General features: G+C 50.6%; 18 protein-coding genes. 7 read left to right on the forward strand and 11 right to left on the reverse strand.

Annotated features, from left to right (window positions below):
- The first annotated feature begins 24 nt into the window (after positions 1-24).
- Together LIN78_RS03950 and LIN78_RS03955 are read left to right on the forward strand one after the other, a co-directional pair.
- On the forward strand, positions 25-1,242 hold the full coding sequence (locus tag LIN78_RS03950; protein WP_227178714.1) for an MFS transporter: 1,218 nt from the start codon (positions 25-27) through the stop codon (positions 1,240-1,242).
- A 121-nt stretch (positions 1,243-1,363) separates the two neighbouring features.
- On the forward strand, positions 1,364-2,467 hold the full coding sequence (locus LIN78_RS03955) for an ABC transporter substrate-binding protein (RefSeq protein ID WP_227178716.1): 1,104 nt from the start codon (positions 1,364-1,366) through the stop codon (positions 2,465-2,467).
- 48 nt (positions 2,468-2,515) lie between these two features.
- Here LIN78_RS03955 and LIN78_RS03960 read toward each other — a convergent pair whose 3' ends face one another.
- From LIN78_RS03960 to araD1, 7 genes are all read right to left on the reverse strand, one after another.
- Entirely contained in the window at positions 2,516-3,169 is a 654-nt protein-coding gene (locus tag LIN78_RS03960) for a 2-dehydro-3-deoxy-6-phosphogalactonate aldolase (protein ID WP_227178719.1), read from the reverse strand.
- Between the two features lie 11 nt (positions 3,170-3,180).
- On the reverse strand, positions 3,181-4,143 hold the full coding sequence (locus LIN78_RS03965) for a 2-dehydro-3-deoxygalactonokinase (protein ID WP_227178721.1): 963 nt from the start codon (positions 4,141-4,143) through the stop codon (positions 3,181-3,183).
- Between the two features lie 94 nt (positions 4,144-4,237).
- Positions 4,238-5,434, reverse strand: a complete 1,197-nt coding sequence (gene mmsB / locus LIN78_RS03970; RefSeq protein WP_227178723.1) for a multiple monosaccharide ABC transporter permease — start codon at positions 5,432-5,434, stop codon at positions 4,238-4,240.
- A complete protein-coding gene (gene mmsA / locus LIN78_RS03975) occupies positions 5,431-6,966 on the reverse strand; it encodes a multiple monosaccharide ABC transporter ATP-binding protein (RefSeq protein ID WP_308443944.1) in 1,536 nt (511 codons plus the stop codon). The genes mmsB and mmsA overlap by 4 nt, the downstream gene beginning before the upstream one ends.
- A gap of 117 nt (positions 6,967-7,083) precedes the next feature.
- The gene (chvE, locus tag LIN78_RS03980; protein WP_227178725.1) at positions 7,084-8,142 is read right to left on the reverse strand and encodes a multiple monosaccharide ABC transporter substrate-binding protein; all 1,059 of its coding nucleotides are present in this window, start codon (positions 8,140-8,142) and stop codon (positions 7,084-7,086) included.
- Positions 8,143-8,304: 162 nt separating this feature from the next.
- Positions 8,305-9,747, reverse strand: coding sequence for an aldehyde dehydrogenase family protein (locus LIN78_RS03985; RefSeq protein ID WP_227178727.1), 1,443 nt, complete (start codon positions 9,745-9,747; stop codon positions 8,305-8,307).
- Positions 9,744-10,745, reverse strand: coding sequence for an AraD1 family protein (gene araD1 / locus LIN78_RS03990; protein WP_227178729.1), 1,002 nt, complete (start codon positions 10,743-10,745; stop codon positions 9,744-9,746). Before araD1 ends, LIN78_RS03985 begins: the two co-directional genes overlap by 4 nt.
- A gap of 118 nt (positions 10,746-10,863) precedes the next feature.
- Between araD1 and LIN78_RS03995 the strand changes: the two genes are divergently transcribed.
- The 5 genes from LIN78_RS03995 (at position 10,864) to LIN78_RS04015 (ending at position 16,279) form a co-directional block, all read left to right on the forward strand.
- Positions 10,864-11,817: a LysR family transcriptional regulator gene (locus LIN78_RS03995; protein WP_227178731.1), complete on the forward strand. Its 954-nt coding sequence runs from the start codon at positions 10,864-10,866 to the stop codon at positions 11,815-11,817.
- Between the two features lie 130 nt (positions 11,818-11,947).
- On the forward strand, positions 11,948-13,669 hold the full coding sequence (locus tag LIN78_RS04000; RefSeq protein WP_227178733.1) for an IlvD/Edd family dehydratase: 1,722 nt from the start codon (positions 11,948-11,950) through the stop codon (positions 13,667-13,669).
- Positions 13,670-13,743: 74 nt separating this feature from the next.
- Complete coding sequence (locus LIN78_RS04005; protein WP_227178735.1) at positions 13,744-14,508, forward strand: SDR family NAD(P)-dependent oxidoreductase; 765 nt, start codon at positions 13,744-13,746, stop codon at positions 14,506-14,508.
- The gene (locus LIN78_RS04010) at positions 14,508-15,383 is read left to right on the forward strand and encodes an SMP-30/gluconolactonase/LRE family protein (RefSeq protein ID WP_227178737.1); all 876 of its coding nucleotides are present in this window, start codon (positions 14,508-14,510) and stop codon (positions 15,381-15,383) included. Before LIN78_RS04005 ends, LIN78_RS04010 begins: the two co-directional genes overlap by 1 nt.
- A 5-nt stretch (positions 15,384-15,388) precedes the next feature.
- Positions 15,389-16,279, forward strand: a complete 891-nt coding sequence (locus LIN78_RS04015) for an aldose 1-epimerase (protein ID WP_227178739.1) — start codon at positions 15,389-15,391, stop codon at positions 16,277-16,279.
- A gap of 10 nt (positions 16,280-16,289) precedes the next feature.
- Here LIN78_RS04015 and LIN78_RS04020 read toward each other — a convergent pair whose 3' ends face one another.
- Genes LIN78_RS04020 through LIN78_RS04035 form a run of 4 tightly spaced genes read right to left on the reverse strand, consistent with a single transcriptional unit; the run spans position 16,290 to position 20,930 of the window.
- Complete coding sequence (locus LIN78_RS04020; RefSeq protein WP_227178741.1) at positions 16,290-17,672, reverse strand: ABC transporter ATP-binding protein; 1,383 nt, start codon at positions 17,670-17,672, stop codon at positions 16,290-16,292.
- The gene (locus LIN78_RS04025; RefSeq protein ID WP_227178743.1) at positions 17,669-18,466 is read right to left on the reverse strand and encodes an ABC transporter permease; all 798 of its coding nucleotides are present in this window, start codon (positions 18,464-18,466) and stop codon (positions 17,669-17,671) included. Before LIN78_RS04025 ends, LIN78_RS04020 begins: the two co-directional genes overlap by 4 nt.
- Complete coding sequence (locus tag LIN78_RS04030) at positions 18,466-19,425, reverse strand: ABC transporter permease (RefSeq protein ID WP_227178745.1); 960 nt, start codon at positions 19,423-19,425, stop codon at positions 18,466-18,468. The genes LIN78_RS04025 and LIN78_RS04030 overlap by 1 nt, the downstream gene beginning before the upstream one ends.
- Positions 19,413-20,930: an ABC transporter substrate-binding protein gene (locus LIN78_RS04035; RefSeq protein WP_227178747.1), complete on the reverse strand. Its 1,518-nt coding sequence runs from the start codon at positions 20,928-20,930 to the stop codon at positions 19,413-19,415. The genes LIN78_RS04030 and LIN78_RS04035 overlap by 13 nt, the downstream gene beginning before the upstream one ends.
- Positions 20,931-21,039: the final 109 nt, after the last annotated feature.

Raw genomic sequence — 21,039 nt, forward strand, 5'->3', positions numbered from 1 at the left:
ATACCGCAGGTATCACGTTTCTTTATGCGCTTGAAAGCAACTGTAGTGCGCGATTGGCAGCAGCTTAGCCCTGCGGCCAAATTGCTTATCTTAAATGGTCTGGCATTTAACACCGGCTTTTATATGCTGATGCCGTTTCTCGCCAACCATTTAGGGGGCACGCTCGGGCTTGCTGGCTGGGCAAGCGGGCTAATTATTGGGATGCGTGTATTTAGCCAGCAGGGGCTGTTTTTAGTAGGTGGCATGCTAGGCGACCGTATTGGCTACCGACCGGCAATTATTCTGGGTTGCCTGGTTAGAAGCATGGGGTTTTCTTTGTTGGGCTGGGCAAACAACCTGCCGTTACTCCTCCTTGCTGCGTGCTTAACAGGGTTTGCCGGTGCCTTATTCACCCCATGTGCGCAGGCGTACCTAGCGGCAGAATGCAAAGACAACGGTCAAAGGCAAGCCGCTTTTTCTTTACATAATTTGGCCAGTACCGCAGGGATGTTACTTGGACCATTGATTGGACTCGCCTTACTATCGACTAGCTTTATGCTCACAGGGCTAGTTGCTGGTGTGGTGTTTTTTCTGCTGACTTGGGCGCAGTGGAAAATCCTACCCGCCGATAGTGTGGTTGAAAAAAAAGCCCAGCCGAGTATTCGTGCGCAATGGTCAACCCTAATAAGCAATCGCCCTTTCTTAATTTTTTGCAGCTTTGCGACGGCCTACCAGCTGTTGTTTCATCAACTTTACTTAGCGGTTCCTGCTTTTATTCATGGGAATCACTTAGATAAAAGTTGGCTCAGCGTGTTATTCACCATCAATGCGCTTATCGGTGTGTTACTGCAATTACCGGCCAGTGCCTTAGTGAATAAGCGCTTAGGCACGCCAGTAGGAATGGGGATTGGGCTAGCAATGATGGGGGCTAGCTACCTGCCGTTTATTCTTTTCCCTTCCTTCCCCATTGCAGCCATCATCAGCCAGATTGTGTTGTTTTCAGTCGGCTCGATTCTCTGCTATCCGCTCTTTTCAGCCTTCCTACCAAAGTATGCTAGCCAAACTGCGTTGGGTGCTTACTACGGTTTTTACTCTAGCTTTGGCGGTTGCATTGCCTTATTCAGTAATTTACTGGTGGGTGCCTTATTGGGAAGCCATTTTCTAGCGCCGCCCATGTTTGTCTGGTTACTCCTATCGGCTTGGGGAATATTGGCGGGGTTTGGGCTTTACCATCATACAAAAGCGCACGCGACCTCAGCTTAATCGAATAATTTACGCACATTTATATTGAATGATAACGGTTATCATTTATAATAACCGTCATTGTTTTTGCAGCGCGTTAGCGCCCGCACCCTACCTTCTTTTTAGAATAGATCGAGTTTGTATGTCACATTGGAAGTTCATCAAAACCGCCCTTGCCACCTTGTCTCTAACCCTGTGCAGCTTAACTAGCCACGCAGCCATCACGACCATTAAAGATGTGAATGGCCGTAGTGTCACCCTAGATTTACCCGCCAAACGCGTCTTGCTAGGTTTTTATATTGAAGATTATTTTGCCGTTGGCGGAAATGCATCGTTTGATAAATTGGCAGGCATGTCTCGCGGCTGGTTTGTTAGCTCCCGCCCTGCGACTTGGGCACAGTATGTAGCTAGCAAGCCACAACTTCAAAAAGTACCAGATGTGGGCAACGTGCAAGACCAAACTTTCTCGATTGAAAAGGTATTAGCCAGCCGCCCAGACGTAGTTGTATTGGCCGATTGGCAATACAAAGCACTCGGCCCGGATTTAGCCAGACTAGAAGCCGCTAAAATCCCAGTGGTCGTGATTGACTACAATGCGCAAACCCTAGAGCGCCATTTGGCGAGCACCCGCATTTTGGGCGAAATTACCGGCGAAAAAGCCCGTGCTGCAAAAATCGCCGGTGAATATCAGAAAATTGTAACGGATATTCAACAACGTATCGCCAAAGCCAAACTCCCGAAACCGCGTGCCTATATTGAACTGGGCGATAAAGGCCCCTCTGAATACAGCTACACCTACGGCAAAAACATGTGGGGGGCAATGGCTTCCTTAGCCGGCGGCGAAAACGTCGCCGCCCCTTTTGTCGAAAACTGGGGGCCAATTAACCCTGAGCAACTATTGGCAAGCAAACCAGAAGTCATCTTGATTGCAGGTTATGAGAACGTAAAAAGCCCAACCGCAATGCAGATTGGCTTTGGCATTGATCAAAAAGAATCGATCCAGCGCTTAAAAGGCTTTACCCAACGAAATGGCTGGAGCGAATTGCCGGCAGTCAAGAATAAGCGCGTGTTTGGTGTTTACCATGGCGCGACACGTAGTATTCTAGATGCCGCCCTGCTGCAATTCTTGGCGAAATCTTTTTACCCAACGGTGTTTAAAGACTACAACCCAGAAGCCACGTATTTAGGCTTTTACAAACGCTACCTTCCGATTCAGCCAAAGGGCACGTTTGAAGTAAGTTTGTAATTGTTATTTCCGGTAGATCATCACAGATTCAATCAACAGGGTGATGATCTACCGGCAAATATCCTTTAACTGCTTGCCCATACTTTCTGCTGTCATCTGAACATCTACTGGTGTATAGCTTGGTTTATACAACGCACCGCCCACGCCAAACCCATCCGCCCCAGCCGACATAAAACCCGCCATATTCTCTACCGTCACGCCACCAACCGGGATCAGTTTTGTTTCTTTTGGTAGTACTGTTTTTAGGGCTTTGATCACAGATGGGGAAACAGCTTCACCGGGGAATAACTTAAGACCATTCGCTCCCGCTTTTAATGCTTGGAAACATTCGCTGGCCGTTTGCACGCCGGGTAAAGAGACCATGCCTTTTAATTTGGTATAGCGCACAACCTCTACGTCTAGATTGGGCGATACAATCAGTTGCCCACCTGCGGCATAGACTTGGTCGACATCCTCAACCGTGAGTACCGTCCCTGCGCCAATCAGCATACGGTCGCCAAATGCTTCAACTAAGCGAGCAATACTTGCAAATGGCGAAGGGGAGTTCAGCGGCACTTCTACGATGCGCCAGCCTGCTTCGTATAGCACTTGGGCAATAGGCACAACATCATCTGGCGTGACGCCACGCAAAATAGCGATTAACGGCATTTGTTGGAACAGTGTTTCAAATTGCTGATCGGCGATCGTCTTTTCTGCATTCATTGCTAATGACCTTATGAATTCATGATGAGTGGCTGGTGGCTTACAAGTTGGGCAGACAAGGCGATTTCCCATAAGCCGCGTGCGGCAAACGCATCGCCATCTAAGCAAACCGATTGGATAGATAAGGCAGAAAGTGCGCATTGGTAACGCTGGCAGAGCGATTGGCTTCCCAGTAGCCCCACCGTTTTGATTGTATTGTGACGATGCGCATTGAGTGCGGCATGCACTTCATAGCCAATTAATAAGCCGGATAGCCAGTGCGTTAAGGCGTCTCCGCTCATTTGCTTGCTCACCCCTCTGGCTCTTACCCCAAATAACTGATGCAACCAGTCGGGATGTTTTGTTGCTGTGTTTACCCCGTCGATAAATGCGCTTTCATCCCATGGGCTATCGACTAACACGGCCCCCACTAAACTATGTTGCTTGAGTAGTGCGAACATTTCTCCGGTCATATAGGTAGCGAGATAAGCAATTTCCTCCCCGTCTAGGCGAATCCATTTATTGTGCGTGCCCGGGGTAAGAATAAGATCCAATGCGTGAGAGGCGGGTTGACTAGCGATGAGCCCGACCAACTGCGTTTCTTCTCCGCGCATGACATCAGTAAACCCATCTTGGGCTGAAAAGTGGCTAACGCCAGGGACAATCGCCCATTCTCGCCCACCTTCTTGCCAGCGAAGCAAACCGTTAGCTAATGCAGACGTGGGCGCGGGTGTACTCACATAAGGGGCGACCTTCCAGCCAGAAGCACTCCCCACCATGCCACACGCAATCACCGGAATAGCTGGGGATGCTTGCAACCAACTAGCTAGCCATTCCTTCACCTTAGTGACGCCAGCAAGCCCTGCGTAATGGCTAACACCAAGGGCGGCGTCTTGCTGTGCAATCACCTCCCCGCTTTTAGCAAATGCAAATGCGCGAATATGGGTAGAGCCCCAATCTAATCCAAACAATACGGGCGGTGTAGACCACGGCATGGTTTGTCCTTTTTGGTAGGTTTCACTTGGCAAAAAAATGCCACGCAGGTCATGGAAAGCCATACGTGGCGGGGAGCAAGTAAACGTGTTCGGTTTATTTATTTTTGTAGTACACATCCACCCAGACTGCGGCGAGCAGCACTAGCCCTTTAATTACCTGCTGATAATCAATACCGATCCCCAGAATGGACATACCATTGTTCATCACCCCCATAATGAAAGCGCCAATCACCGCCCCCATTACTTTACCCACGCCACCAGATGCCGACGCGCCACCGATAAAGCACGCGGCAATCACATCGAGTTCCATCCCTAGGCCCGCTTTTGGCGTTGCCGAATTAAGACGTGCCGCAAACACTAGCCCAGCTAGCGCAGCCAATACGCCCATATTGACGAAGGTGTAGAAAGTAAGCCGATTCGTATTAATGCCAGATAACCGAGTTGCTTTTTCATTGCCGCCTAAAGCATAGACGCGACGGCCAACGGTGGTTCTGGCGGTAACGAACTGATAAATCACGATCAACAGGCTCATGATGATGAGTACGTTAGGCAGCCCTTTGTATGCAGCGAGTTTGTAGCTGAAGTAGATAAAGATGCCGGCAAATACAATCTGTTTTAGCCAGAAGAAAGTGGCTGGCTCTTCCTCCATCTCTTGACGGGTTTGCGCAATACGTTGACGGACAGCCAAGGTAAATAATACCGCTGCCACCACAGTGCCAATGATCAAAGAGCTCCAATGAATACCGTCTTGCTCTAGCGCTTCAGGAATAAAGCCCGAGCTAAGTTTTTGGAAGACTTCTGGGAATGGGCCAATCGATTGACCATCGAGCAATGCTAGCGTTAATCCTTTAAACACCAGCATGCCGGCAAGCGTCACAATAAAAGAGGGGATTTTGGTATACGCCACAAAGTAGCCCTGCGCAGCCCCAATGATAGCCCCCGCAATCAAGCAGGCAATCGTCGCCCAGATGACAGGGATATTGTGGTCCACCATCAGCACCGCCGCTAAGGCGCCAACAAAACCGGCGACCGACCCCACTGACAAATCAATATGCCCCGCCACAATCACCAGCAGCATGGCCAGTGCCATGATGACAATGTAACTGTTTTGCAAGACAAGGTTGGTCAGGTTCAAAGGCATCATCAAGGTGCCTTCGGTCTTGATCTGGAAAAACACCATGATCACGATTAGCGACAGGAACATCGCGTATTCGCGCATGTTACGACGCAAAAAACCGGTATATTTTTTCTTTTCGGCCACCGGTGGCATTACTGCGGTTTCATTACTCATTTTGTACTCCCGGCACGAACAATCGCGCCCATAATGTTCTCCTGGGAAGCTTCTGCGGCGGCAAACTCGCCCACCAAGCTACCTTCATTCATCACATAAATGCGGTCACACATACCGAGTAACTCGGGCATTTCAGATGAAATCATCAGTACACATTTACCCTCGTTGGCTAACTGACTAATGATGGTGTAAATCTCGTATTTGGCCCCCACATCCACGCCACGGGTCGGCTCATCCAGGATCAGCACTTCCGGCTCGGAAAATAGCCATTTGCTCAGGACTACCTTTTGCTGGTTACCACCAGACAGGTTCATGGTGGCCTGTCCGACGCCAGACGAGCGGATTTTTAGCTTTTGCCGGTAATCGCGGGCGACGCGTACTTCTTTGCCTTCATCAATCACAGACCGTTTGGATACGCGTCCAAGGTTAGGGAGGCTGATATTCTGTTTGATGTCATCGTGCAGGATCAGACCAAGTGCTTTACGGTCTTCTGTCACATAGGCAATCCCTTGGCGGATCGCTTTACGTACCGTTTTTACATCCACCGGCGCACCGTGAAGTTTCACTTCGCCGCTAATGTGCTTACCGTAAGATTGGCCAAAAATACTCATTGCCAACTCGGTTCGCCCAGCCCCCATCAACCCCGCAATGCCAACGATCTCGCCTTTACGCACATGCAAATCAATCCCTTTGATGATTCGACGCTCAGGGTGAATCGGGTGATAGACCTGCCAGTTTTTCACTTCGAACACCGTTTCACCGATCTGCGGTGTACGGCGCGGATAGCGATCCGACATTTCACGACCAACCATCTTCTGAATGACCCGTTCTTCCGGGATCGGGCCATCGCTACAATCCATGGTTTCGATGGTCGCGCCATCACGAATCACGGTGATCCGGTCGGCTACTTTGGAAATTTCATTGAGTTTGTGAGAGATGATGATCGAGCTAATCCCTTCCTCTCTTTGAAGCCCGAGCAGGAGTTCTAGCAGCGCATCACTATCTGTTTCATTCAAACTGGCCGTTGGCTCGTCCAGAATCAGTAATTTGACGTTCTTCGATAGCGCTTTGGCGATTTCCACTAACTGCTGTTTGCCCACACCAATGTCGGTAACTAGCGTAGAAGGAGATTCCTTTAGCCCCACTTTTTTGAGTAAGTCGCGCGTGCGCTGGTGAACCGCCACCCAATCAATTACCCCACGGCGAGCAGGTTCATTCCCCAAAAAGATGTTTTCTGCAATCGATAACTGCGGCACCAAGGCGAGTTCTTGGTGAATAATGATGATGCCTAGCTCTTCCGAATCCCGAATATCTCGGAAGGCTTGTGGCTTGCCTTGAAAGACAATTTCACCTTTGTAGGAATCATGCGGATAGACACCACTCAACACTTTCATCAGTGTTGATTTGCCCGCCCCATTTTCGCCCACAATGGCATGTATTTCACCTGCCCGAACAGACAAGTTGACTTGGTTTAGCGCGATCACACCGGGAAATTCCTTGGTGATCTGGCGCATTTCCAGAATTGTTTCCACCGTATTTTCCTGTCGTGTTATTACTCTGGTGCCGCGTTCCGGCAGCACCAGCTTGCTGTGTAAAAGCAGCAGGCTTATTCCTCGGTCTGCAACACCAAGGAATAAGCAGCGTCACAATCAGTGAACTTGGCTTTCTGAATAATAGCCGCTATCCACCAGCACTTTTTTCCAGTTGCTCAGATCTACATTCACTGGCTTGAGCAAGTAAGAAGGAACGACTTTCACCCCGTTGTTATAGGTTTTAGTATCGTTGACTGGGACTGCTTTACCCGCCATCATCGCGTCGATCATGCCAACAGTGACTTTAGCTAGTTCTCGGGTATCTTTAAACACGGTTTGCGCTTGCTCTTTCGCAAGGATGGATTTCACAGAAGGCAGTTCGGCATCTTGGCCGGTCACCACAGGCATCCGCAAATTACCAGAACCATAGCCCACACCTTTTAGCGAAGAAATAATGCCGCGGCTTAGACCGTCATACGGAGACAATACCGCATCGACTTTGGCGCTAGTGTAGTTGGCACTCAATAGGTTATCCATCCGCGCTTGGGCCACTGCACCGTCCCAACGTAGGGTAGATACTTTATCCATCCCTAATTGTTTACTACGAACAACCAACTTGCCTTTGTCGATGTAAGGTTTTAGTACCGACATCGCGCCGTTATAGAAGAAGAACGCATTATTATCATCTGGTGAGCCACCAAATAATTCAACGTTAAATGGGCCTTTGCCTTCTTTTAGATGAAGCGCTTTCTCGATATAGCCGCCTTGCATCACCCCCACTTGGAAGTTATCAAAGGTCGCGTAGTAATCGACGTTTTTCGAGCCTTTAATCAAGCGATCATACGCAATCACTTTCACGCCTTTCGCCGCTGCTTTGCCAAGCACATCAGACAGCGTGGTGCCATCAATCGCTGCAATCACCAGCACTTTTGGTCCTTTGGTGACCATGTTTTCAATCTGGGCCAGTTGGTTAGGAATATCGTCATCCGCGTATTGCAAATCGGCTTTGTAGCCTTTTTCTTGTAGGTATTTCACCATATTGCTGCCGTCTGCAATCCAGCGTGCAGATGATTTCGTCGGCATAGAAATTGCAACCAATCCCTTGTCCGCCGCACTGGCAAACAATGGGGCAGCAAAGGCAGCACCTACGACTAGGGCAATAACGTGCTTTTTCATGAAATCTCCTCTTTTTCATCTATTTTTTGTGTGGCCAATCTGCTTAAGACTTACACCCCAAACTAGTCGGCCGATATCTGCTACGTTGCCCGGTAGCAGAGCGGGGGTACGACAAATTCAAACTTCTAAACAACAAACTTCGATCTATTTACCGCAGTGCGCTTAACCAGCAGCGGTATAAGCCGTTTTTACCGTGGTATAGAATTCAGCCGCATAACGTCCCTGTTCACGAGGGCCATAACTAGAACCTTTTCTACCGCCAAACGGGACGTGGTAATCCACCCCCGCCGTGGGCAAATTCACCATCACCATACCGACCGCCGCTTTACGTTTAAAACGCGTTGCGTATTTAAGCGATTGGGTACAGATACCCGCACATAGACCAAACTCGGTGTCATTCGCTAACTGCAAGGCATGCTCAAACGAATCTGCCGCCTGTACAACGGCAACCGGGCCAAATACTTCTTCGCGAGAAATCCGTAGATGAGGGCTGGCTTCAAAGAGGGTTGGCTGCAAGAAATGGCCTCTGGTTGGTTGCGACAATAATTCGCCGCCAAAGAGCAAACTCGCCCCTTCTTGCTTTGCTAATTGGATGTAGCCAAGATCTGTTTCTAACTGCTTCGCATCCACCACCGGGCCAATATCTACCCCTTGTTGAATCGCATTACCGATAGTTAGCTTGGATAACCGTGTTTGCATTGCTTGCACAAACCGGTCATAAATTCCTTTTTCGACGATGAGCCGGCTTGATGCAGTACAGCGTTGGCCGGTTGAAAAATACGCCCCATTTACTGCGGCATTCACCGCGACGTCCAGATCCGCATCTGCCATCACGACGAGCGGGTTCTTGCCGCCCATCTCCAACTGAACTTTGGCGCCGCGCTTCGCAGCAACGTCTAGAATTTGCTTACCCACCCCAACCGAACCGGTAAAGCTAATCGCATTGACTTGCGGATGCTGGACAATGGTATTGCCCACTAATCTGCCGCTACCCATCACCATATTAAAGACACCGGCAGGAATCCCTGCCCGATGCAGCATATCGGCCAATACCCACGCACAACCAGGCACTAATTCGGCAGGCTTGAACACCACTGTATTGCCATACGCCAAGGCTGGTGCAATCTTCCAGGCAGGGATCGCAATCGGGAAATTCCAAGGCGCAATAATCCCCACCACGCCCACTGGCTCGCGGGTGATATCGACCTCTACCCCAGCCCTAATTGACGCTAAATGTTCGCCGCCAATCCGCACCGCTTCCGCAGCAAAAAAACGGAAAATCTGCGCCGCACGGGTTACCTCGCCAATCGCTTCTGGCAAGGTTTTGCCTTCTTCTCTGGCTAATAAAAGCCCAATTTCTTCCTTACGCGCTTGTAGCTCTTGCCCAACGGCATCCAAAATATCGGCACGGCGCTGCACACTACTTTCCGACCAATCATTAAAGGCAGCAGTAGCAGCCTCAATCGCTTCGGTCGTGTCAGAAACACTTCCTCGCACATACTCGCCCACTGGGTTATCTAGATCCGAAGGGTTTTCGTTCACCCCCATGGTGGAACCATTCACCCAACGGCCATTAATGTAGTTGCGATAAACAGGTAGGCTCATAATGCCACCACGCTTTCTACCGTATAGACAGGTTCGGCCACTTTTACTGGGTTGCGTAATTCAGGGCCAAATCCTGGGAGAGATAAAACAAATTCATCCCCTTCAGCTACTGAAATCCCATCGGCAAAACTCAATGTCGCCGTGCCAAAGAAATGAAGGTGCACGTCACCTGCACGTAAGAACTGTGCGTACTTGAATTGGTGATACTCCAAATTCGCGAGTGAATGGCACATATTGGCTTCACCGGTTAAAAACGGCTTCGACCAGCGGGTTTCCCCATTACGTTCAATCCGGCTTTCACCCGTTAACGCGGCAGGTAACTCGCCTACCCGCAATGCAGGGCCAATGGAACAAGGACGCAATTTAGAATGCGCTAAATAGAGATAATTTTGGCGCTCTGTCACATGGTCAGAAAACTCGTTCCCCACCGCAAACCCCAAGCGATACGGCACACCGTTTTCCCCAATCACATACAAGCCTACTAGCTCCGGTTCTTCACCATGATCCAGCGCAAAATCAGGTGATGGCAAAGGTTGCCCTGGTGCCATCACAATGCTGCCGTCTCCTTTATAAAACCATTCCGGCTGCACGCCCGCTTTTCCTGCCTGATGCTTGCCACCTTCCACCCCTAGGCGGAACATTTTCATGCTATCGGTCAGCTGGTCATCAGCTGCATTTAGTTTCTGGTGCATGGCATCACGGGTAGCTGCACTACCGAAGTGGGTCAACCCTGTGCCTGTAACATAGCAATGCGCAGGATCAGGATGGGTTAAGGGTGGTAATACCGCGCCACGAGAGACAAGGTCCGCATACACAGCAGGTGCGGCCAATGTGTAAGTAGCCACACAACTTGCCAAATCAATGCCTGCAGCAATCGCGGTTTTAGCTAATTCATAGGTAGACGTTGCGCCTTCAATCTTTTGATAAGAGACACCGTCTTCTGACAACACCCCAACGCACGTCTTTTGGTTGGTAGCGGTAAACTGAATCAGCAACATGGCAAACTTCCGTCAATGAGAATGGTTTGCAGCATACTATCGCCAGAAAAGATATATTTCTAATGAAAAAAATGAGAATATAGATATCGATTTGGTTATCAGTCTTCAGGAGGGCAAGATGGCGGGCAATTATTCCAACTGGTTTATTCGGGCAAGATTAAAGACACGCCAGCTATTGCTGCTGGTTGCTTTAGACGAAGAAAGAAACATTCATCGCACCGCCGAAGTCTTGTTAATGACCCAACCTGCCGTCTCCAAATTACTTAAAGAATTGGAAGATATGCTGGAAGTGCCATTGTTCGATCGGCTGCCGCGCGGCATGAAACCCACGTGGTACGGTGAAATCATGATTCGCCACGCACGCATGGTGTTATCTAGCCTCAACCAAGCGCACGAAGAAATTAACGCCTTAAAAGCAGGCATGGTGGGGCAAGTACGCATTGGCGCCATTACGGACCCTGGCACGACCCTCGTCCCGCAAGCCATTGCCAGAATCAAACAAAAATATCCCCTATTAGATATTCATGTCAGCATCGATACGAGTGACATGCTGCAACCGAAACTCATGTCTGGCCAACTCGATATTATGATTGGCCGCATTTTTCAGCAGCACGATAAAGCCAATATGGTGTACGAACGGGTAGCAGAAGAACCCATTAGTATTGTTTGCCGCCCGGGTCACCCGCTACTGAATATTCAAGGCTTAGGATTACGGGATGTTTTTTCTAGCGCGTGGGTACTTACCCCAACGGGTAGCGTGTTACGTCACCGAATCGATATGGCGTTCCGCCAACAGAATATCGATCCACCGATGAATGTGGTCGAAACCGTCTCGCAACTCGTCATCACCACCCTGCTGGAGTCTACCGACATGCTCTCTGCCATTGCCACCCGTGTTGCTAAACACTATGAGCGCTACGGCATGATCAAAGTCTTACCGATTAACTTTCCCTGCAAAATGGATGAGTTTGGCTTTATTACGCGGCGCGATCAGCAACTCTCACCCGGTGCCACGCTGATGATGCACGCGCTCAAAGAAGTATCAAACGAGCTTTACCAGACCGATTTCTAAGCACACTAACTACATGTGATATATTTTTCGATATCATTTATCGCTATTTTTTCATTAGAAAAGCATCATTCTATGTTGCTAAGATGCGTTCCATCTTGCACGGCCATGTGCATTGCCTCAGGAACACATCATGACAAAAGAAAAGAAGACACTTCGTAGCCAAGGCTGGTTCGGTAAACAAGACCGCGATGGATTTATGCACCGTAGCTGGGTAAAGAACCAAGGATATCCAGATGATCTCTTTGATGGTCGCCCCGTCATCGGCATCTGTAATACCTGGTCAGAACTCACCCCGTGTAACGGCCATTTCCGCGAATTAGCCGAGTTTGTGAAACGCGGTGTATATGAGGCTGGCGGCTTTCCGCTAGAGTTTCCGGTAATGTCATTGGGTGAAACCCAGTTACGACCAACGGCCATGCTATTTCGCAATCTGGCCAGTATGGATGTAGAAGAATCTATCCGTGGCAATCCGATTGATGGCGTAGTGCTACTGATGGGCTGCGATAAAACCACGCCTTCCCTACTGATGGGCGCAGCGAGTTGTAACTTACCAACGATTGGCCTTTCTGGCGGCCCGATGCTCAATGGCAAGTTTCAAGGTAAAGATGTCGGTTCGGGCACCGGTGTATGGATGATGTCCGAGATGGTTCGTGGCGGACAAATGAGCATGGAAGAGTTTGTCGCCTCGGAATCTTGCATGCATCGCTCCAAAGGTAGCTGCATGACGATGGGTACCGCCTCTACGATGGCGAGCATGGTCGAAGCACTTGGCATGTCACTGCCAGAAAATGCGGCGATCCCAGCGGTGGACTCTCGCCGCAATCGCCTTGCCCAACTCACCGGCCGCCGCATTGTGGAAATGGTGAAAGAAGACCTCACCATGGATAAAATCCTGACCCGCGAAGCCTTCGAGAACGCCATCAAAGTCAATGCTGCGATTGGTGGCAGTACCAATGCAGTAATTCACCTACTCGCAATTGCTGGGCGTATGGGCGTGCCTTTAACCCTCGAAGACTGGGATCAACTCGGCCGTGAAATGGATTGCCTGGTCAACCTGCAACCATCGGGCAAATTCCTGATGGAAGACTTCTACTACGCAGGCGGCCTACCTGCCGTCATTAAAGAAATCCGGGGCGTCCTGCATGCCAATACTGTTTCTGCCAACGGCAAAAGCATTGTCGAAAACTCGCTTAACGCCCCGAACTACAACGAGGAAGTCATCACTCCTGCCGCCACGCCTTTCAAGAAAGATTCTGGTATCGCCGTTGTGAAAGGGAATCTGGCACCCAACGGAGCCGTCATCAAACCATCGGCAGCCACACCATCACTGATGACCCACACCGGTCGCGCGGTGGTGTTTGAAGATATTGATGATTACCACGCCAGAATTGATGACCCGGATCTGGATGTAGACGAAACCTGCGTACTGGTGCTGAAAAACTGTGGTCCACAAGGTTATCCGGGCATGGCAGAAGTAGGCAACATGCAGTTACCGCCAAAAGTATTGCAAAAAGGCATTACCGACATGGTTCGCATTTCGGATGCACGCATGAGCGGCACCGCCTACGGCACCGTGGTTCTACATACCTCACCAGAAGCGGCTGTCGGCGGCCCATTGGCGTTGGTCCAAAATGGTGACATGATTGAGCTAGATGTACCAAATCGCAAATTGCATCTGCATGTGAGTGATGAAGCGCTAGCCAAACGCAAAGAGGCTTGGGTTGCACCAGAAAAACCAAGCCGTGGCTGGTATCACCTCTACGTTAAACACGTTCAGCAAGCGCATTTGGGAGCGGATTTAGACTTCTTGGTCGGTAGCAGCGGCGCCGCTGTACCAAGAGAATCACACTAATCCAGTCGTCACATCACGTAATAAAACCGGAGGTAACAGACGTGAGCTGTTACCCCATCCAAAAGAGAATCGGCATGACACAATTCGCAACCTACCCCAGCTTAGCTGGCAAGGTAGTCTTTATCACGGGTGGTAGTTCCGGCATTGGTGCCGATATCGTCACGGCCTTTGCCAGACAAGGCGCATTAGTTGCCTTTACCGGCAGAAATGCTGCATCCGCAGAAAGCGTTATCACCGCAGCGAGTAGCAAAGGCCCTACGCCTCTCTTCTTACCCTGCGACATGACAGACGTCAACGCGATCCGTGCCGCTTTTGATACCGCCCGCCAACAGCTTGGCAGTATCGATATCTTAATCAATAACGCCGCCAACGATGATCGCCATCAGTTAGAGGATGTGACACTCGAGTATTTCGACAATATGGTAGCCATCAACCTGCGTGCCGGTTTCTTTGCCGCCCAATGCGCTGCAAGCGATATGGCAAAGTCAGGCAACGGGGTGATTGTTAACCTGAGCTCAGTGAGTTGGAAAATCAAAGGGGCTGGCTATCCGGTATACGAAACCTGCAAATCCGCCGCGATTGGCCTAACCCGTGCCTTGGCCAAAGACCTTGGCAAACAAGGGATTCGCGTGAATACCCTTACCCCAGGCTGGGTAATGACCGAAAAGCAATTGCGCCTTTGGGTAGATGCTGCCGGTGAAAAAATGCTGGATGACAACCAGTGCCTAAATGGGCGGCTAGTGGGTGAAGATATTGCGAATATGGCGTTATTTCTGGCAGCAGAAGATAGCCGAATGATCACCGCGCAAGAGTTTGTTGTCGATGCTGGGTGGACATAATGGAAGCCCGCCTGCTGTTAGATCTCCAGGCCACACTAGGGGAAGGACTGATGTGGTCTCCTTCCCTACAACGACTTTATTTTACCGACATCAAAGCCCCCGCCCTGTTTGAACTAGATCTGGGTACGCTAGCCTACCAGCGCTGGTCGATGCCTACCCTCACCGGTTGGCTAATCGAGCGTCAACAAGGGGGGTTTATCGCCGGCCTGCAAACCGGCTTTGCAGAGGTCACACTCACCCCTTCGTTTAGCGTCCACCCCTTTCTCAACCCGCATCCAGCCAACCCAGACATGCGGCTCAACGATGCAAAAGCTAACCAGTTAGGGCAAATCTATGCGGGGTCGATGCATAATCTACAGCCAGAAAACGCCATTGGTAGGCTTTACCGGCTAGATCCAGACCGTACGCTATATACCCTCGATACCGACTACCATATCTGTAACGGCCCCGCGCTGAGTGTCGATCTACGCACGCTCTACCATACCGATACCTTAAAAAAGACGATTTATCGGTACCAGATAGATGCAGATGGCAATCTTTCTAACCGCCAAATCTGGAAAGTATTTACAGAAGCAGAAGGCTATCCAGATGGAATGACGATCGACAGCGAAAATTGCCTCTGGGTAGCACACTGGGGGGGCGGCTGCGTATCCCGTTTGGCACCAACGGGAGACCTACTTGCTCGCGTTCAATTACCCGCATCACAAATCACCAATGTCACCTTTGCTGGCCCCAATTTAGACCGCTTAGTGGTCACCTCTGCACGAGAAGGATTAAGCGCAGCAACACTCACCAAAGAACCACTCGCTGGTGGCTTATTTGAGGTTCTCAACACCGGCTGCAAGGGCCTACCCGCAGGAAAGTTTGGAGGGTAACAGCCGTGACACACTTATTAACGCTAACGGATGGCCCCTTACGGGTACAACTTGCCCCTGAAATTGGCGGCAGTATTGCGCGTTGCGACTGGGTAACCGACGCAGGTATCACTCCTTGGTTAAGACCGGCATCCGAACCAAGTATCGAAGTTAATCAAATCGGAGAAATGGCTTGCTTCCCGATGGTCCCTTTTTGCGGCAGAACAAAAGACGGACGCTTCACCACCCAAGAGGGAGACCTCATTCAGCTACCGGCAATCGAAGGTCACGCGCATGCCTTGCATGGAATTGGTTGGTTGCGCCCTTGGGAGGTGTTATCTCCCACCTCCTCTGCGGCAAGACTCGTGCTAGAGATGAGCAAAGGGGAATGGCCGTATCCCTTTATTGCGAGGCAGTGGATTAGCCTACAAGATCAACAGTTGCACATCCATTTATCTGTACAAAACCTGAGTGATCACACCCTGCCATTTGGTGCCGGATTGCACCCCTATTTTCCACGCGACACAAAGACACGACTCACCACGCAAGCGAACGGACACTGGGCCGTTACACCAGAAATCCTTGCCGTTACCCCTGTGGAAGACCCCGCCTTGCTGAAACAATTGGCAGAAGGCTGCTCACCCGACAGTGTGGTGTTGGATCATACGTTCTTTGGATGGGAACAAAAGGTGTTGATTGATCAACCATCGACGCATTTAACGCTGACAGCCAGCCATTGCGCCACCCATTTGGCCATCTACACACCGAAAAACGAAGACTATTTCTGCCTGGAGCCTTGCTCCCAAGTACCTGGCTTTCCGAATCTGACACAATTTTCACAGAACGAAACCGGTGGACATTGGTTATCGCCAGGAGAAACACTATCTGTTTCAATGGCGTTGTCATCCATCAACTGACCACTCAATTTCAAGCAGCCGTCATGTCCCTTAAGTGTATTTGCCTGTGCGTAACGCGACTAGCCAAGACTTGATCGTGTGTCACCAATAACAAACTGGCGCCTTTGGCAGTGATTTGCTGCAGCAATTGTTGCATAGTTTGCTGCTGCGTCAGCAAATCAAGTCTGGAGGTAGGTTCATCGGCAAAAAGTATCTGCGGTTGGGTAAGTAACGCACGGATAATCGACAATCGTTGTAGCTCTCCTCCAGATACCGCCCCAGGCAAACGATCGAGTAACCGAGGCGATAAACCGAGCGACTCCATTTGTTGAATGACCGACTGCCACGCAACCCCAAATCGCTTCGCCACATCTCGCATCGCTAGTTTTAAAGTCACCAGCGGCGGAAATGCTAACGCAGGATCTTGATATAACTTTTGAACTTGCCCCACAGCCGTCCGCAAGTAATGAATGACCTCTCCTTCCGCGGGGCGCTCCATGCCAATCAACAAATTCCCTAATGTCGTTTTACCGACACCACTCGGCGCGCAAATGGCCAATCGTTCCCGCTGATGCAACCGAAGGTCTAGTGGTGCAAATAATCGTCGCTCCCCATAACGATGAGACACCGACTTCGCTTCCAGTTGTAAAGCCCCCCTATCAGGAAGCGAGGTTGCTGGCCAGTTCTCAGGATCTGCAGCGATTAATTGGCGGGTGAATGCTGCTTTTGGTGTTGCGATGACAGCGGTGGTATCACCCTGTTCGCAGAGAGACCCTTGATGAAAAACCATTAACTCACCAGACAAGGCCTTTGCAACCTGCAAATCATGGGTAATGACCAACAAGTAGCCGCCTGCCGCTAAGTGTCGCCGAAAACAGGACAACACCTCATCACGGGCAGCGGCATCCAGGCCTTTGGTGGGTTCATCGGCAATTAGACAAGCGCCACCAGCAGCGAGACTAGCCGCAAATGCTACCCGTTGCGCCATACCACCCGAGAGCATATGCGGGTAATATTTTGCGGTATGGGCAACAGCAAAATTATCTAGTAGCTGCAATGCTGCCGGTACCTTAGATGAATGCCTCATGCCTTCTGCAACCTGAGGCAATACACGCATGGTCGGATCAAGCGCCAGCATGGGCTCTTGTGGCAACATGACTAATTGACGCCCCCATAAATGGCGACGATTTTGCATGTCATGGAGTGGATAAATCTGCCCATCCACCTGCATCTCGCCATCCGCAACCAATGCCTTTGGAAGCGTCCCCATCAGCGTTTGGGCAAGCAAGGACTTACCCGAACCACTTTCCCCCAGCAACACTAAGGCATGACCTGGCTGCAAAGCAAAGTCTAACGGTGCTAACAGGCTGCCTTCAGGTCCTTTCACCGACAATCCACGTACCTGAATGGTCATTCGATGTGCCTGCCTTTCCATAACAAACAACTCAACAACAAGATGGCTAAAATTGCCATAGGGCCGATAATCATCCATGGCGCTTGCGCATAGTGAGGCAATGCCTCGGTTAACATTTGACCAAGTTCCGGGGTGGGCGGCTGAACCCCAACACCGACAAACCCCAAGGTTGCCAACGCCACCACATTACTCGCCAAGCCAAACATCATCATCGGCAAGATAGTCGGTACTATCGCCGGCCATAAGTGTCGACGCACCAGATAAGGCAAACCAAACCCAAGTAGTCGTGAGGCCTCGACATGCTGGCTGGCGACAACAACAGCGGCCGTCGAACGGCTCATCCGGAAATACTCAACCCATCCAGAAAACGCGAGCCCAATAAACATCATGCTAATACCACCCTGCGCAATCGCGGCAAATAACAACACCAGCAATAATGGCGGCAAAGTAAGCACCGCATCGGCAATGCTGCGCAATATCGCATCTAGCCATTTACCGTAATAAGCGGCGAGCAAACCAAGGCAACACCCTAAGATGGCACTGATCAGGACGGCCAATAGGGATAGCCCCAACGATAACCGGGTTGCCGCTGCCAACCGAGCTAACACACTTCGCCCGTAATGATCTCGGCCTAGCCAATCCACCACATCAGGCGCAGACAAGTAGCGCATCAGATCCTGCGCTGTTGGATCTGGCAAAAAAGCAGGTGCTACCACAGCAAAGGAAATCAGCAGTAGAAATAAGCCACCGGCAACGAGTTGGCCGATGGAAGAAAACCGACCGAAGATTCGCATCACGCCCCCCGTCCTAGCCGATGCCGGGTACGAGGATCAAGATAGCAACACAGCCAATCGACCATACTATTCATCACCACAAATCCAAGCGCCAGCACAAGCACTACGCCTTGCACGACCGGCACATCGCGCCAGAAAATCGCATGTACTAGCGCATGCCCTAATCCTGGCCAAGCAAATAAACTTTCAACCACCACCACCCCTTCAATCAGCAAGAGCAGTTGCATCGCGGCATAGGAAAGTAAAATAACACCACTGTTGCGTAGCCCGTGTCGTATAAATACTCGCTGGGGTGACAAGCCTTTTGTCAGGGCAAATTGGTAATAGTCCGATTGCACGACGGATAACAGGGTTTGCTTGACGATCAGCGCGAGCGCCCCCGATACCGAAACGCCCAACGTAAGCGAGGGTAATAACAAGTGTTGCCAACTACCATTCCCTGCCACCGGCAGCCAACCCCACTGCACAGAGATCACTAACATCAGTAACAAGCCCAAGAAGAATGCAGGCATTGCTCTCGTCATGGCAACCCATGCTTGCAAGCAACGATCCACCCTCCCGCCGGGGCTCATGGCGGCAGGTACACCAAACAACATGGCGATGACAAATGCAGCCAATAGCCCACACACAGCCAGCCCTAGGCTATTTGCCAAATGGCTAACCACCTCGTGCATTACCGGCTCATTGGTCACTAATGAATAACCCAGATCCCCTCTGAATAATTGCGACAACCAAGCCATGAGCCTAAGCAATGGCGGCTCATCTAACCCGAGCTGCAGCCTTACATGTTCAGCTGCGGCCACGCTGACTTGATCATAACCATAACGACCGGCGGCAATTCGGTAAGCAATGTCACCCGGCAGAGCCAATAACATCGCAAACGCAAGGCACCCGACCAACAAAGCGACCAATAGCGCCTGAAGCAACCTCACCAGCAAGAAACGACTTACTTCCGCCATGACATCCCCGTCAGCCCATAGTTACGTTCTAGCGGATCTAACACCACACCCGCCAAACGATGATTCACCACCGCACTTTGGCGATACCAGGCGACAGGAATCATCGGTAATTCTGACTGGATAATGGAAGAAACTTGCAAGCGAGCCTTGGCGTTAGCCACTGCATCCAGTTTGCCACTGGTTAATTGCTGCAACGCCTTATCAAAAGTCTCACTATGCCAACGCATCGCCCCCCATTCGCCACCATCACCGGCAAAATCCGTCATCAAGGTGACAATCGGATCCGGCGCCATCGCATAATTGCGGGCATACAAGGCTAATTCCAGTGAGCCCTCTTTATGGGCAGCCGGAATCTCGCTCGAATTGCCAACTTTGACTTCCACCTGAATCCCCACTTGCTTCAGTTGATCCTGAATCGCGGTTGCTAAAGTCGGCAACTCTGGACGATCGGGGTAAGTACGCAAGGTTAGCTTAAAGGGCTTCCCTTGCCGGCTCAGATAGCCATCGCTCCCTTTTACCCAGCCTGACGCTTTAAACGTCGCCATCGCCATCGCCGGTTGGTAGGTAAGAGCAGGCAAACCTTTTTGGTGCCATGCAGTCATACTAGGCGGGAATAACTGCGTCGCTGCCATCTCTGGGTCGCGTAGCAAGGCCGTCGCCATCGCCGCACGATTCAGCGACTGACTCAGTGCCAAGCGCAATTTCGGGCTTAGCATGGCAGGATGCGAGGCATTTAGTTTTAGCTGAATACTGCGGGGTAACGTGACAGAACTGATTTGCAATGCGGGATTGTTCTTCAGTCGCTGCAAGCTCACGGGATCTAGCCCAAACACCAGATCAGCTTGACCAGACTCCGCCATTAGGGCACGACTTTCCCCCCTCCCTACCGACAAATATTCTGCCTCTTTAATGACAGGTACTTTACCCCCCCATTTGACGAAGTAACTAACGCTCACCCGCTGAGGTTGTGCCAACTGCTGTATTTTGTATGGGCCAGATCCAATCACAGCCGTCACGCCGCCATCCGCACCATAAGCAGCAGGAGCCAAGATAATTAGCGAAGGATGGGCCAGCATGGCGGCTAATGGGGTAAATGGTTTACTTAATTCAATCACCACGGTGTTGGCATCACTCGCACGGATAGTCTGGATGGGTGCCTGCTCGATTACCCCTGGCTTTTTACGAGCTTTCTCCAATGCCGCCGCCACCGCCGCTGCCGCCACAGCCGTGCCATCATGAAAAAAAGCGTTTGGACGCAACTGAAACGTCCAGCTAAGTCCATCAGGGGAAACGCTCCATTTACTAGCCAGACCAGGGCGTACCTGACCTTTTGTATCTGCATCTACCAACGTCTCAGCCACCTGCAGACGCGTAAACATCACACCATTACTAGCAGGATCGAGGCTATGAATCTCCCAAGGGCCAACTAGTTGTAATGGTTTTGCTGATAACGGCAACGTAGCTAAAGTGGCAAAAATAGTAACAAACGACATGGCAACACGCATATTTAATCAACCTAAGAAACCCAGTAATTAATATGTTATAACATAACACTTAATAAAAAGGCAAATGATATCCATTATCAACTCATGAGCCCGTTCGGCGTAGAGTCCC

The sequence above is a fragment of the Leeia speluncae genome, from assembly GCF_020564625.1.
GTDB classification, from domain to species: domain Bacteria; phylum Pseudomonadota; class Gammaproteobacteria; order Burkholderiales; family Leeiaceae; genus Leeia; species Leeia speluncae.

Bases quoted from the DNA above. Each gene is read 5' to 3' on its own strand.
- LIN78_RS03965 (WP_227178721.1), bottom strand. From the start codon at position 4,143: ATGCCGTGGTCTACACCGCCCGTATTGTTTGGATTAGATTGGGGCTCT.
- LIN78_RS04035 (WP_227178747.1), bottom strand. From the start codon at position 20,930: ATGCGTGTTGCCATGTCGTTTGTTACTATTTTTGCCACTTTAGCTACG.
- LIN78_RS03950 (WP_227178714.1), top strand. From the start codon at position 25: ATGCGCTTGAAAGCAACTGTAGTGCGCGATTGGCAGCAGCTTAGCCCT.
- LIN78_RS04010 (WP_227178737.1), top strand. From the start codon at position 14,508: ATGGAAGCCCGCCTGCTGTTAGATCTCCAGGCCACACTAGGGGAAGGA.
- chvE (WP_227178725.1), bottom strand. From the start codon at position 8,142: ATGAAAAAGCACGTTATTGCCCTAGTCGTAGGTGCTGCCTTTGCTGCC.
- LIN78_RS03995 (WP_227178731.1), top strand. From the start codon at position 10,864: ATGGCGGGCAATTATTCCAACTGGTTTATTCGGGCAAGATTAAAGACA.
- LIN78_RS04000 (WP_227178733.1), top strand. From the start codon at position 11,948: ATGACAAAAGAAAAGAAGACACTTCGTAGCCAAGGCTGGTTCGGTAAA.
- LIN78_RS03960 (WP_227178719.1), bottom strand. From the start codon at position 3,169: ATGAATGCAGAAAAGACGATCGCCGATCAGCAATTTGAAACACTGTTC.
- mmsB (WP_227178723.1), bottom strand. From the start codon at position 5,434: ATGAGTAATGAAACCGCAGTAATGCCACCGGTGGCCGAAAAGAAAAAA.
- araD1 (WP_227178729.1), bottom strand. From the start codon at position 10,745: ATGTTGCTGATTCAGTTTACCGCTACCAACCAAAAGACGTGCGTTGGG.
- LIN78_RS04005 (WP_227178735.1), top strand. From the start codon at position 13,744: ATGACACAATTCGCAACCTACCCCAGCTTAGCTGGCAAGGTAGTCTTT.
- LIN78_RS04030 (WP_227178745.1), bottom strand. From the start codon at position 19,425: ATGGCGGAAGTAAGTCGTTTCTTGCTGGTGAGGTTGCTTCAGGCGCTA.
- LIN78_RS04020 (WP_227178741.1), bottom strand. From the start codon at position 17,672: ATGACCATTCAGGTACGTGGATTGTCGGTGAAAGGACCTGAAGGCAGC.
- LIN78_RS03985 (WP_227178727.1), bottom strand. From the start codon at position 9,747: ATGAGCCTACCTGTTTATCGCAACTACATTAATGGCCGTTGGGTGAAT.
- LIN78_RS04025 (WP_227178743.1), bottom strand. From the start codon at position 18,466: ATGCGAATCTTCGGTCGGTTTTCTTCCATCGGCCAACTCGTTGCCGGT.
- LIN78_RS03955 (WP_227178716.1), top strand. From the start codon at position 1,364: ATGTCACATTGGAAGTTCATCAAAACCGCCCTTGCCACCTTGTCTCTA.